Raw genomic sequence first — 13,270 nt, 5'->3', positions numbered from 1 at the left:
CATATAATCAATCATGATTGAATATAATCAAATACAGCGGCAATAGCCTGACAGGAGTGAGGATGGGCTCATCAATATGGAAAACCCCGGTGCTGGTCATCGCCGATGACTTTACCGGTGCTAACGATGCAGGTAGTGGACTGGCACAGGCCGGTGCCCGTGTACATGTGCTGTTCGGCACCGCCGCGCCGCAGCCCGACGAGGCGGCGGATGTGCTGGTAATCAGTACTGACAGCCGGGCGGTCAGCATCAGTCAGGCGGCAGAGCACGTCACGCAGGTGGTACAGCATTACGCGGCACAGTTTCAGCAGGGCTGGCTGTTCAAAAAGATCGACTCCACGCTGCGTGGCAACGTCGGTGCTGAAACGGTGGCGGCACTGCGCGCCAGCGGCAAAAGGCTGGCGCTGGTGGCACCGGCCGTGCCGCGCCTGGGCCGCACCACACGTGAGGGCAGCGTGTGGGTGAATCAGCGGTTACTGACGGATACCGAATTTGCCAGCGATCCCAAAACCCCGATCCTCAGCGCCCGGATTCTCGATCAGATGCAGATCGACGGTATGGAGATCGATCTCGCCACGCTGCGCAGCGATCGGCTGGATGCCGTGCTGGCAGCTGCGCAGGGCGTGGTGGTGGTAGATGCCGAAACGGAGGCCGACCTGGCGCGACTCATTACCGCTGCGGCGCGGCTGGCAGAGAAGCCTCTGCTGGTCGGGGCCGCCGGATTAAGCGATGCGCTGGGTGCTGCGCTCTCAGTTCGTCCTTCTTGTCCTTCGCGGCCTGTGCTGGCGGTGGTGGGATCGATGAGTCGTCAGGCAGAGCAGCAGATCGCCACGCTGCTTAACCAGCAGGCAGTGGAAATCGTGGATGTTGATATTCGTCAGCTGTTTCAGCAGCCCGCCTGGTGTGGCCGGGATAGCTGGATTGAACAGGCGGCTGCCGCACTGCGTGCCGGTCGCCACACGGTGATCCGTACCTGCCAGCATGAATCCCAGCGACACGCGATCGAGGATCTCTGCCAGCAGCACAGCGTGACGCGCCAGCAGCTGGGTGAGGCGATCTGTCAGCTGCTGGGCGAAATGACCCTGAGTCTGTGCCGGGCACAGCTGCCGCATGCGCTCTATCTGTCGGGCGGCGACGTGGCGATAGCCGTTGCTCAGGGGCTGGGGGCCAGCGGCTTTAAAATTCAGGGTCTGGTGACGGGCTGTGTGCCGCACGGGGTTCTGCTTAACAGTGAATTTACTCTGCCGGTGATGACCAAAGCGGGTGGCTTTGGTGATGAAAATACCCTGGTAGCAGCCATTGGTTTTATTGAGGAGAAGTCGAGTGAGTAAAATTATTGCGATCACCATGGGCGATCCGGCGGGCATCAGCCCGGAAATCATCATTAAAGCGCTCTCTGAAGGTGAGCTGAATGGCATTCCTGCCGTGGTGATTGGCTGTGCCAGTACGCTGCGCCGCATTATGGCGATGAACATCACGCCACAGGCCGAGCTGCGGGTGCTGGATCGGGTACAGGATGCACGGTTTGCGCCCGGCATTATCAATGTGATCGATGAGCCGCTGGCCGATCCCGACGCGCTGAAACCTGGCGTGGTGCAGAAAGAGGCGGGGGATCTGGCATGGCGCTGCGTAAAGCGTGCCACCGAACTGGCATTGGCCGGTGAGGTGCATGCCATAGCCACCGCGCCGCTGAACAAAGAGGCGATGCATGCGGCGGGCCATCTCTATCCGGGTCATACCGAACTGCTGGCGCACCTGACTGACACCAAAGATTACGCCATGGTGCTCTACACCGATAAGCTGAAAGTCATTCATGTCACAACCCACATTGCACTGCGTAAGTTCCTCGACACGCTCAATCAGACGCGCATCAAAACGGTAATTGGTATGGCGGACACCTTCCTGCGTCGTGTCGGCTACAGCGCCCCGCGTATCGCCGTGGCAGGTGTTAATCCGCACGCTGGCGAGAACGGGCTGTTTGGCGATGAGGAGATCACCACCGTTGCCCCCGCGATTGAGGCGATGAAAGCGCAGGGGATTGATGTCTCCGGGCCTTGCCCGCCGGACACGGTGTTTCTGCAGTGCCAGGATGGACGCTATGACATGGTGGTGGCGATGTACCATGATCAGGGGCACATCCCGCTTAAACTGCTGGGCTTCTATGATGGCGTGAACATTACCGCAGGCCTGCCGTTTATCCGCACCTCTGCTGACCACGGCACGGCATTTGATATCGCCTGGACAGGTAAAGCGAAGTCTGACAGCATGGCGATCTCGATTAAACTCGCGATGCAGCTCGCATAGGGAAATATGAAGGGACAGAGCCGTCTTGACCAGATTATGGATTACCTGAAAAGCCATAATCTGGTGACTGTTGAGCAACTGGTCAGTGCGATTTCCGCCTCACCCGCCACGATTCGACGTGATTTAATTAAGCTGGATAAAGAGGGCGTGATCAGCCGCAGTCATGGCGGCGTCACCCTGAATCGTTTTATTCCTGCCCAGCCGACTACGCTGGAGAAAATGCAGCGGAACCTGGCCGAGAAGCAGGCGATCGCCGCATGCGCCGCCAGTTTTGTCCGGGCGGGCGATGCGGTGGTGCTGGATGCAGGAACCACCATGCTGGAGCTGGCGCGACAGCTCACCCATCTGCCGCTGCGGGTCATTACGGCCGACCTGCACATTGCACTGTTTCTGTCTGAGTTTAAGCAGATCGAAGTGACGATTATTGGCGGCCGGATCGACGACTCCAGTCAGTCCTGTGTGGGTGAACATGGACGGCGGTTGCTGCGCAGCATCAATCCCGATATTGCGTTTGTCAGCTGTAACTCCTGGAGCCTTGAGCGCGGTATTACCACGCCGACTGAAGAGAAAGCGGGGCTGAAACATGACCTGCTGGCCAATGCGGCGCGTCGGGTTCTGCTGGCGGACAGCAGTAAATATGGCTCCTGGTCGCTGTTCTGCGCGTCACCGGTGGATGATCTGACCGATGTAGTGACCGACAGCCGGTTAGACGAGGATGTCTGCCGCACGCTGCGCGAGCGCGGTATTACGCTGGCGCTGACCTCTGCCTGAACTGAACGCGCCGTGCTTCTCTGACCTCATCGTAAAGCAGGGTGAGAGCAGCACTGCGCGTTTATCTTCTGCAGTCGCCGTTAACGCGCGTAGGCGTCATGCTCTTCGCGCGTCATTGCCGGCGCGTCTACCGTAACCCGCTCAAACCTCAGATTCGTTACGCCCGCTATTTTGCCAAACTCCTGCGCCTGCAGCGTAATATCGCTGAAACTCAGCTGTTCGATTGGGTTTTCCGGCGTGCCTTCAACAAAAAAGGCGCGGGAAAACGCCGCTGGCTGAGTCAGGCTGCTGCTGATATGACTGATACTGATATTCTCAACCCGCGTCAGGCCAGCATCACCCGTGACGCCTGATGCCAGCTTACGCCAGTGTGGCGGCTGTTTGGTGTCGGCGGGCTGTTCGCTGTAGCTGTACTGCGGGAACCAGTTCAGCTGCAGCATAAACGGATAACAGACATCCTCCATCTTCAGATGGCGAACCACGATGTTTTTGATCCAGCCGCCGCGATTTCGGGCGGACTTGATGCGAAAGCCGACGCCAGTGCCGGAAAAACGGTTGTGTTCGATGATGACATTTTCGATACCGCCAGAGGTTTCGCTGCCCAGGGTAATGCCCGAACCTTTCAGCAGAGTGCAGTCGCGAATAATGATATCGCGTGCGGTTCTGCCGAGCTGCTGTGCTTCCGCGCCGCGACCCGATTTCACGCAGATATTGTCGTCATTGCAGGAGACCGTACAGCTCTCCACACGCACTAACTGGCTGGAATCAATATCAATGCCGTCGGTGCTGGGGCCGGTGGCGTTCATGACACGTAGCCTCTGCAGATTCACCTGTTTCGAATAGCAGACGTGCAGGTTCCAGAAGCCGGAATCCTGTGAGGTGAAGTCCTCCAGCGTCACGCATTCGCTCTCGTAAACCACTACGTTACGTGGACGCCTGCAGTCGTAATCCACCACCCAGCGCAGGCCGCGACGGGTATAGTCCGCCAGCATCCCGCTGTTCTCGTCGTCGCCCCAGAATTTATGCCACCAGACGGCACCCTGTCCGTCGAACGTGCCGCTGCCGCAGACGGTGACGTTGCGGCAGTGATTAATGTTAAGCATCGCCGCGGGCCAGACCATATCAATTCCCGCCACGCGCGTAGGGATGTCCGGGTAGTCCTCCAGCCGCTGGCTGCCGAGCAGCATGGCATCTTTCGCCAGCTCCAGCGTCATCTCACTTTTCAGAAACAGCGCACCGGTCAGAAAGCGGCCAGCCGGGATCAGCACCGTGTCGCCTGCTGATGCGCTATCAATCGCGCGCTGTATCGCCTGAGTGGAAAGTGAGGTGGCGTCCGGGACGGCAGCGAAATCAATAATGTTAATTCTTGCCATTTTTTTTGCCTGTAGTGGTTGAGAAATGAGCGTTCAGCGCTGAAAGTAGCACGCTCTGGCAGGCAAATTATTGCTGGCGATCAGGGAATTACGGCGGTTGCCGTGATGAAAAGTCGGAGGGATAAGTGGGAAGAGACGCGCAGGTTATGGGGTGTCACGCTGCGCGCCGGATCATCAGAGGGTTTTCAGGCCCACTGAGGGGATATTTCTGCCGTAGTAGATCTCACGCATCTCTTTCCACAGCAGGTCAGTAATACGCTTATGCTCCTGCGGGCTGAGATCTTCCGGGCGGGTGTTAAACAGGTAGTGTTTCAGGTCGAACTCTTTCAGCAACATCTTGGTGTGGAAGATGTTCTCCTGATAGACATTCACATCCACCATGTCGTACATCGCTTTCATATCTTCTGACATGAAGTTCTGGATCGAATTGATCTCATGATCGATAAAGTGCTTCATGCCCTTCACGTCACGGGTAAAACCGCGCACCCGGTAATCGACGGTGACAATATCTGACTCCAGCTGGTGGATCAGATAGTTCAGCGCCTTAAGCGGTGAAATCACGCCACAGGTTGAGACTTCGATATCGGCGCGGAAAGTGCAAAGTCCGCCTTCCGGGTGGCTCTCCGGATAGGTATGCACGCAGATATGGCTTTTATCGAGATGCGCCACTACCGAGTTTGGCAGCGGGCCTGGATGCTCGGAGTTATCGATATCTTTGGGATCGATCGGCTCTTCACTGACCAGAATCGTGACGCTGGCTCCCTGCGGTTCATAATCCTGGCGTGCAATGTTGAGCACGTTAGCCCCGATAATTGAGCAGGTCTCCGTCAGGATTTCCGTCAACCGGTTAGCGTTATATTGTTCATCAATGTAGGCGATGTAACCATCGCGTTCAGCTTCAGTATTCGCGTAACAGATATCGTAAATACAAAAACTCAGGCTTTTCGTCAGGTTATTGAAGCCATGTAGTTTTAGCTTTTGCAATTTTGTTAACCCCTTAAAAATGCCCGATCAGCACGCGGCAGATAAAGCATTTAACAGATATTGAGGCAGAGCAAAGCTGCCGGTATGAATCGCTGGTGTGTAATAACGGCAGGTCAGGCCAGCAGCCTTGAAACGTGTCTGCAGAGTGGCGGTATCAAGCTGGCGCAGCGCCGGATTATCACTCGCCCAGGCAAAGGTCATAATACCGCCGTAGTAGGTCGGAATCGCCGCCTGATAGAAACTGACATCGCCAAAATAGTGGCTCAGCTTGCGATGGCTGTTGACGGCTTCATCCTGCTGAAGGAAGCAGACGCCATTCTGCGCCACGAAGATGCCATTTTCATTAAGGGACGCTTTGCAACCCGCATAAAATTCGGAGGTAAACAGACTCTCGCCCGGACCAATTGGATCCGTACAGTCAGAGATGATGACATCGAATTTTTCCTGGGTCTGATTGACGAAATTAACGCCGTCATCAATCACCAGCGTAAAGCGTGGGTCGTCATAGGCGCCTGCATTGTGGTTTGGCAGATACTGGCGACAGAAGGTTACGACGCCCGCATCGATCTCCACCATAGTAATCTTTTCGACTTCAGGATGACGTGATACTTCACGCAGCATTGCGCCATCGCCGCCGCCGATAATCAGGACGCTCTTCGCCGCGCCATGCGCCAGCAGTGGAACGTGAGTCATCATTTCATGATAGATAAATTCGTCGCGTTCGGTGGTCTGAACAACGCCGTCCAGCGCCATAACACGGCCCATTGCGGCATTTTCGAAAATGATTAAATCCTGATGCGCAGTCTTTTCACGGTAAAGCTCTTTGTCTACCGTGAAATACTGGCCAAAACCAGCATGAAGGGTTTCATACCACGTTTCATTTTGGGCCATGGTGCTCTCCTCTGATGACATCGCCATGAAGATGGGCGGCACATGATAGCTAACACTGACCGCCGTTGCACGGTCAATGTCCGGCTGCAGAGGGCAGAGCTGTTACCTGACGTAGGCCAGCAGGCTCAGGGAATCGCGGGCCAGTGACTTACATTTTTTATCGTTGGTGATGGCGATGCCGCTGAGATCGCGATAGCTATCTTCGCCCAGCGCCTTCATGTTGTAGTTGCTGTAATTACTTAAATCCCAGCGGTTCTGCTGAGCAAAAAAGACCAGCGCTTTGCGAATCTGCGCGTCCGGTAAATCCTGATAGCCACAATCATTTTTCAGATAGACGAAAACCGCCGTGAGATCAGCCAGATCTTCCGCTTCGGATTCACTCAGGGCAAAACTGGTGGAGGAGAAGCCAAGGAGTCCCGTCAACAGCAGGATCCTGATACTTTGCTTCATAGTCTTTCTCTTCAATGGATATTGCTCATGACGTTAGCACAGTTATTCTCAGATTTTCGATTAATTTGACGCTGCAGGGCGCTGTACCGCCTTTTTTCGTCAGATTCTCACGGGTAAGACTTGACCTTCCCATAAGGTCAGGGTTTAGGCTGTCTGCACTGATGCCACAAGGATGATCACCATGCAACGTCGCCATTTCCTGAAACTCACCGCCACACTGAGTGCAGCCGGAGCTTTGCCGCTCTGGAGCCGTTCGCTGATGGCGGCCACCCGTCCACTGTTGCCGATCCCGTCGCTGCTGGAACCTGATGCCAGGGGAAGCTACAGCCTCACCGCGATGCAGGGCACCACCCAGTGGAACGGCAAAGCGGTGCCGACCTGGGGCTATAACGGCAGCCTGCTGGGACCGGTGCTGAAGATGCAGAGTGGTAAACCGGTTACGGTCAACATCTATAACCGCCTCAATGAGGCGACCACCCTGCACTGGCACGGTCTGGAAATCCCCGGCGCCGTCGATGGCGGCCCGCAAGCGGTGATTGCGCCTGGTGGTTCGCGTCAGGTCTCTTTTACGCCCGATCAACCCGCCGCCACCTGCTGGTATCACCCGCATTTGCACGGTAAGACCGGGCATCAGGTGGCACAGGGGCTGGCGGGCCTGATCCTGCTGGAAGACAAAGAGAGCGGAACGCTGCGCTTGCCTTCGCAGTGGGGCGTGGATGATGTGCCGCTGATTTTCCAGGATAAGCAGCTGACCAAAGATGGCAGCCATATTGATTATCAGCTCGACGTGATGCGCGCCGCGGTGGGCTGGTTTGGCGACATGATGCTGACCAACGGCGTGCAGTATCCGCAGCATGCAGTACCGCGGGGCTGGATGCGTCTGAGGCTACTCAACGGCTGTAACGCCCGTTCGCTGAACATTGCCGCCAGTGATAAACGTCCTCTTTATATCATCGCCAGCGATGGCGGTCTGCTGGCTGAGCCCGTAAAGCTCGACGCGTTACCGCTCCTGCCGGGCGAACGTTTTGAGGTGATGATTGATACCTCTGATGGCAAGGCCTTTGATCTGGTCACGCTGCCGACAGAGCAGATGGGCATGACGCTACCGCCGTTTGACCAGCCGTTGCCACTGGTGCAGATCCTGCCGCTGCGGGTGATGGCCAGCGCCACGCTGCCGGATCGGCTGGCGACGCTGCCCGCGCTGCCGGCCACCGACGGACTGACGACACGCTGGCTGCAACTGATGATGGATCCGCAACTGGACCAGCAGGGCATGCAGGCATTGATGCAGCGCTACGGCGAGAAAGCGATGGGCAAGGGCGGTCATCATTCGATGCCGCAGACGCCGAAGAAAAAGGCGGCAGAGCCGATGGACGGTATGGAAGGTATGGAAAACATGGGAGGTATGGATCACAGCATGCACGGCAATGCGCCGCCCGCCGGTTACGATTTCCACAACGGCAACAAGATCAACGGCCAGGCCTTTGACATGAAAAAACCGTCGTTTGCGGTGAAACTGGGTGATTATGAAAAATGGACGATTTCAGGGGAGGGCGATGCCATGCTGCATCCGTTCCACATTCATGGCACTCAGTTCCGTATTCTCTCTGAAAATGGCAAACCGCCCGCTCCGCATCGGCAGGGCTGGAAAGATATGGTGAATGTCGACGGCTGGCGCAGTGAAGTGCTGGTACGCTTCAATTATGTCGCCGCCGCCGAACACGCTTACATGGCCCATTGCCATCTGCTGGAGCATGAAGATACCGGCATGATGCTGGGCTTTACCGTGAGCTGATTACACCTGATCGAGCGCCAGTTTGATGTCTTCAATCAGGTCGCCGGCGTTCTCGATGCCAATCGACAGCCGCACCGTGGCGTCAGTGATACCAATACGCTGACGCACCGCCTGCGGCACGCCGGAGTGGGTGGTACTGCCAGGATGGCTGGCCAGCGACTCGGTACCGCCCAGGCTCACCGCCTGCTTAAACAGTGACAGCGCATTGAGAAAACGGAACGCCGCAGCCTGGCCGCCGGTGATATCAAATGAGAAGGTTGAACCCGCGCCGCTGCACTGTTCACGATAAGTCTTCCCTTCGGCGCTCTCCGCATCCAGATAAGGTAGCCAGTGCAGCTTCGCCACTTTCGGGTGATCGCGCAGAAACGCCGCGACCGCTTCCGCATTTTGAAAAGCTTTCTCCATCCGCAGCGACAGGGTTTCCAGCGAGCGGCTAAGCATCCAGCTTGAGTGCGGATCCAGCTGCGTGCCGATGGCGCTGCGCAGGGCGCGCACTTTCGCCATCAGCGCCTTACTGCCCATTGCGGCACCCGCAATAAGGTCAGAGTGACCGCCTACATATTTGGTTAACGAATAAAGCGACAGGTCAGCGCCCAGCGTCAGCGGCTGCTGGAACAGCGGGCCGAGCAGGGTGTTGTCACAGGCGATAATGGGTCGTGAACCCTGCTGCTGGTCAATCTCATCGGCAATACGCGCCATCAGGCGGATATTGACCAGGCTGTTGGTGGGATTCGCCGGCGTTTCAATCAGGATCACCGCCACCCGGCCCTGCACCATCGCCTGCTGAGCAGCATCCCGCACTTTGACTTCATCATTACCGTCGCTGAAACCCACGGCCTGAATATCCAGATTGTGAAGCGTTTTGCTGAGCAGCGTTTCGGTGCCGCCATAGAGCGGCTGGGAGTGCAGGATCACCTCGCCTGGACGGGCAAACGCCAGCAGGGCAGTGGAGATGGCGGCCATGCCGGAAGAGAAAAGCGAACAGCTTTCTGCCTGCTCATAAACCGCCAGCCGATCTTCAACAATTTCGCTGTTAGGGTGATTAAAGCGGGAATAGACCAGACAACCAGATTTGCCTTCCGGTGGCTCACGTCGGCCAGAAACGTAGTCAAAGAAGTCCCGCCCCTCTTCAGCGCTGTCAAAGACAAATGTCGACGTCAGAAACACGGGCGGCTTCACCGCACCTTCAGAGAGGCGGGGATCATAGCCATAGTTCAGCATCTGAGTTTCAGGGTGAAGTGGCCTGTCGCCAATATGCGTTTTTTTGCCTGAATATGAAGTCATTGTGATCTCCGGCCAGCGGCGCGAGTAGAGTAACGATCTGTTGGATAAAGGCTACCATGCAGCGAATCATGCTGGTAAATGCCAGAATGTTCTAAGGTAATGCGCATTTCTGTGAGCTGCAGACCCTGTATGATAAATTTCGCGACGTAATCGTTTGCTTCGGGTGCCGCACAGCCGTCGCGGCTGCGTCTGTGATAGACTTCGGGGCTTTCTGACGTAACCGGGCTGAACGCAATGAAACACACTGTTGAAGTGATGATCCCTGAACAGGCAATCGCCACGCGCATCGCTGAACTGGGCAAAGAGATTAACGAGCACTACCGCGACAGCGGCAGCGATATGGTGCTGGTAGGGCTGCTGCGCGGCTCATTCATGTTCATGGCTGATCTCTGCCGCGCCATTGATGTGCCGCATGAAGTCGACTTTATGACGGCTTCCAGTTACGGCAGCGGCATGTCCAGCACACGTGATGTGAAAATCCTGAAAGATCTGGATGAAGACATTCGTGGCAAGGATGTGCTGATCGTCGAAGATATCATCGACTCGGGTAACACCCTGAGCAAAGTACGTGAGATTCTGCAGCTGCGTCAGCCAAAATCACTGGCGATCTGTACCCTGCTGGATAAGCCAGAGCGCCGTGAAGTCGATGTAAACGTTGAGTATGTCGGCTTTGCGATTCCGGACGAGTTCGTGGTGGGCTTTGGTATCGACTATGCTCAGCACTATCGCCATCTGCCTTATATCGGCAAAGTGGTGCCGCTGGAATCCTGATCCCGCTCTGACCGCACATTCTTCCAAGGCCTGCACCGGTTAGCTGGTGTAGGCTATGTCGCGCTTTACGCCGCGATCGGCTCAGGATTCGCCGTTCATCCGCAGATTAGCAATGCCATTACGGTAGCGCTGTTCGAGGATCTCCCGGCTGTTTGCCGTGACATTAAGGTTACGCAGGCAGCCGTCCTGAATGCCATAGACCCAGCCGTGCAGGGAGACATCTTTGCCGCGTTTCCAGGCAGATTGCAGCACGGTCGAGTGACCCAGGTTATAGACTTGTTCAATAACGTTGATTTCGCACAGTTTGTCCAGGCGCTTATCCGGCGGGAGTTCCCCCAGCAACACGCTATGCTTGTACCAGAGGTCGCGGATGTGCAGCAGCCAGTTGTCGATTAATCCCAGCTCCGGGTTATCCATTGCCGCCTGCACACCGCCGCAGCCGTAGTGGCCGCACACGATAACGTGTTCCACTTCCAGCACTTCAATAGCGTACTGCACCACGGACAGACAGTTCAGGTCAGTGTGGATCACCAGATTGGCAACGTTGCGGTGAACAAAAAGTTCGCCAGGTTCCAGTCCGGTCAGGCGTTCGGCAGGGACACGGCTATCAGAGCAGCCAATCCACAGAAAGCGCGGTTTTTGTGCCTGGGCGAGACGCTCAAAAAAGCTGGGATCTTCTTCAACCAGTAATTTTGACCATTCGCGGTTGTTTCTGATCAGGGTATTAATGTCTGTCATGGCGTTGAGCGACCGGTTACTGCGCAAAGTGCGCGCGCGTACTATATGCCAGGGTCTGATAAATTTAAACGGCATTGCAATGCCACCAAAACAGGGTATGGATGCAGAATGACTTATGCACTGGAACTTTCCCGGCTGACCAAGACCTATCCCGGCGGCGTGCAGGCGCTGAAGGGCATCGATCTTAACGTTGAAGCGGGTGACTTTTATGCACTGCTGGGGCCAAACGGTGCCGGCAAATCCACCACCATCGGCATTATCAGCTCGCTGGTTAATAAATCCGAAGGCAGCGTGCGGGTGTTTGGCTACGATCTGGAAAAAGATGTGGTGAATGCCAAACGCCAGCTCGGCCTGGTGCCGCAGGAGTTTAACTTCAACCCGTTTGAGACGGTGATGCAGATTGTCGTGAGTCAGGCGGGCTACTACGGCGTTGAGCGTCGTGAAGCCAATGAGCGTGCGGAGAAGTATCTGAAGCAGCTTGATCTGTGGGGCAAACGCACCGAACGTGCGCGCATGCTCTCCGGCGGCATGAAACGTCGTCTGATGATCGCCCGCGCGCTGATGCATGAGCCTAAACTGCTGATTCTGGATGAGCCGACCGCTGGCGTGGATATCGAACTGCGCCGCTCCATGTGGGTGTTCCTGAAAGATCTTAATGCCAAAGGCACCACCATCATTCTCACCACCCATTATCTGGAAGAAGCGGAGATGCTGTGTCGCAACATCGGCATTATCCAGAGCGGTGAGCTGGTGGAGAACACCTCGATGAAAGGGCTGCTGTCCAAGCTCAAATCAGAAACCTTTATCCTGGATCTGGCACCGCGCAGTCCGCTGCCCTCGCTGGAAGGGTTTCAGTACCGGCTGACTGACACCTCAACGCTTGAAGTGGAAGTGCTGCGTGAGCAGGGCCTCAACAGCGTCTTTAGCCAGCTGAGCGCGCAGGGAGTGCATGTGCTGAGTATGCGTAATAAAGCCAACCGTCTGGAAGAGCTGTTCGTTGGCCTGACAACGCAGGGAAAAACAGGAGCAAAAGCATGACACATTTGTACTGGGTGGCGCTGAAAAGTATCTGGGCCAAAGAGGTTAACCGTTTCGCCCGCATCTGGATCCAGACGCTGGTGCCGCCGGTCATCACCATGACGCTCTATTTCATCATCTTCGGCAACCTGATTGGTTCGCGTATCGGTGAGATGCATGGCTTCAGCTATATGCAGTTCATCGTGCCGGGATTAATCATGATGGCGGTGATCACCAACGCCTATGCCAACGTGGCGTCGTCGTTCTTCAGCGCCAAGTTCCAGCGCAACATTGAAGAGCTGTTGGTTGCACCGGTGCCGACCCACATTATTATTGCCGGTTATGTTGGCGGTGGCGTAGCGCGTGGTGTCTGCGTGGGCATTCTGGTGACGGCGATCTCGCTGTTCTTTGTGCCGTTTCAGGTGCACTCCTGGTCGATGGTCGCGATCACGCTGCTGCTGACCGCCATTCTGTTTTCACTGGCCGGCCTGCTGAACGCCGTGTTTGCCCGCACCTTTGACGATATCAGCCTGATCCCGACCTTTGTGCTGACGCCACTGACTTATCTGGGCGGCGTATTCTATTCACTGAGTCTGCTCCCGCCAATCTGGCAGGCGGTCTCTAAACTGAATCCAATCGTTTATATGATTAGCGGATTCCGTTATGGCTTCCTGGGCATTAACGATGTGCCGCTGGTGTTTACGCTCACGGTACTGGTGGCCTTTATTCTGGTGTTCTACTGGCTGGTCTATGCGCTGATACAGCGCGGGCGCGGATTACGCACCTGACGTTAACCTGAATCATAAGGGCCACGCTTCGATAAGGGCGTGGCTTTTTTTTGCTGAGTAAAAAACATCCATACCTGCGGTTCTGGCTGGCCTTAAAATTCCCC

Annotated in this window: 13 protein-coding genes; 7 read left to right on the top strand and 6 right to left on the bottom strand. The window is 56.1% G+C overall.

What is annotated here, in order from left to right:
- Positions 1–62 precede the first annotated feature (62 nt).
- Genes NP77_RS01410 through NP77_RS01400 form a run of 3 tightly spaced genes read left to right on the top strand, consistent with a single transcriptional unit; the run spans position 63 to position 3,075 of the window.
- Positions 63–1,331, top strand: coding sequence for a four-carbon acid sugar kinase family protein (locus NP77_RS01410; RefSeq protein WP_039658756.1), 1,269 nt, complete (start codon positions 63–65; stop codon positions 1,329–1,331).
- Positions 1,324–2,304: a D-threonate 4-phosphate dehydrogenase gene (locus NP77_RS01405; RefSeq protein ID WP_003854687.1), complete on the top strand. Its 981-nt coding sequence runs from the start codon at positions 1,324–1,326 to the stop codon at positions 2,302–2,304. The genes NP77_RS01410 and NP77_RS01405 overlap by 8 nt, the downstream gene beginning before the upstream one ends.
- A gap of 6 nt (positions 2,305–2,310) precedes the next feature.
- Positions 2,311–3,075 (top strand): DeoR/GlpR family DNA-binding transcription regulator, encoded by a 765-nt coding sequence (locus NP77_RS01400; protein WP_003854682.1) that lies wholly within the window; start codon positions 2,311–2,313, stop codon positions 3,073–3,075.
- An 80-nt stretch (positions 3,076–3,155) separates the two neighbouring features.
- On the opposite strand, the gene NP77_RS01395 is transcribed toward NP77_RS01400, so the two are convergent.
- The 4 genes from NP77_RS01395 to NP77_RS01380 all read right to left on the bottom strand — a co-directional run bounded on the left by NP77_RS01395 (position 3,156) and on the right by NP77_RS01380 (position 6,773).
- On the bottom strand, positions 3,156–4,448 hold the full coding sequence (locus tag NP77_RS01395; RefSeq protein WP_008925602.1) for a glycoside hydrolase family 28 protein: 1,293 nt from the start codon (positions 4,446–4,448) through the stop codon (positions 3,156–3,158).
- Between the two features lie 174 nt (positions 4,449–4,622).
- On the bottom strand, positions 4,623–5,432 hold the full coding sequence (gene speD, locus NP77_RS01390) for an adenosylmethionine decarboxylase (RefSeq protein ID WP_039658754.1): 810 nt from the start codon (positions 5,430–5,432) through the stop codon (positions 4,623–4,625).
- Positions 5,433–5,459: 27 nt separating this feature from the next.
- Positions 5,460–6,323, bottom strand: a complete 864-nt coding sequence (gene speE, locus NP77_RS01385; protein WP_039658753.1) for a polyamine aminopropyltransferase — start codon at positions 6,321–6,323, stop codon at positions 5,460–5,462.
- Positions 6,324–6,425: 102 nt separating this feature from the next.
- The gene (locus tag NP77_RS01380; RefSeq protein ID WP_003854673.1) at positions 6,426–6,773 is read right to left on the bottom strand and encodes a YacC family pilotin-like protein; all 348 of its coding nucleotides are present in this window, start codon (positions 6,771–6,773) and stop codon (positions 6,426–6,428) included.
- 181 nt (positions 6,774–6,954) lie between these two features.
- Here NP77_RS01380 and cueO point away from each other — a divergent pair, with 181 nt between their 5' ends.
- A complete protein-coding gene (cueO, locus tag NP77_RS01375) occupies positions 6,955–8,568 on the top strand; it encodes a multicopper oxidase CueO (RefSeq protein ID WP_039658751.1) in 1,614 nt (537 codons plus the stop codon).
- Here the strand turns inward: cueO and NP77_RS01370 are convergent, their stop codons facing one another.
- Positions 8,569–9,852, bottom strand: a complete 1,284-nt coding sequence (locus tag NP77_RS01370) for a cystathionine gamma-synthase family protein (protein ID WP_039658749.1) — start codon at positions 9,850–9,852, stop codon at positions 8,569–8,571.
- A 234-nt stretch (positions 9,853–10,086) separates the two neighbouring features.
- Here NP77_RS01370 and hpt point away from each other — a divergent pair, with 234 nt between their 5' ends.
- Positions 10,087–10,623: a hypoxanthine phosphoribosyltransferase gene (gene hpt / locus NP77_RS01360; protein WP_008925605.1), complete on the top strand. Its 537-nt coding sequence runs from the start codon at positions 10,087–10,089 to the stop codon at positions 10,621–10,623.
- Positions 10,624–10,704: 81 nt separating this feature from the next.
- Here hpt and can read toward each other — a convergent pair whose 3' ends face one another.
- Positions 10,705–11,361: a carbonate dehydratase gene (gene can, locus NP77_RS01355; protein WP_003854664.1), complete on the bottom strand. Its 657-nt coding sequence runs from the start codon at positions 11,359–11,361 to the stop codon at positions 10,705–10,707.
- A gap of 108 nt (positions 11,362–11,469) precedes the next feature.
- Between can and NP77_RS01350 the strand changes: the two genes are divergently transcribed.
- A complete protein-coding gene (locus tag NP77_RS01350; RefSeq protein ID WP_003854662.1) occupies positions 11,470–12,399 on the top strand; it encodes an ABC transporter ATP-binding protein in 930 nt (309 codons plus the stop codon).
- Positions 12,396–13,166, top strand: a complete 771-nt coding sequence (locus NP77_RS01345; RefSeq protein WP_003854661.1) for an ABC transporter permease — start codon at positions 12,396–12,398, stop codon at positions 13,164–13,166. Before NP77_RS01350 ends, NP77_RS01345 begins: the two co-directional genes overlap by 4 nt.
- The last annotated feature ends 104 nt before the right edge of the window (positions 13,167–13,270 follow it).

It is taken from the genome of Pantoea sp. MBLJ3 (genome assembly GCF_000816655.1).
Lineage (GTDB): Bacteria > Pseudomonadota > Gammaproteobacteria > Enterobacterales > Enterobacteriaceae > Pantoea > Pantoea eucalypti.
The sequence above is the reverse complement of the archived record's forward strand: the minus strand, read 5'-3'. Positions and strand labels throughout refer to the sequence as shown.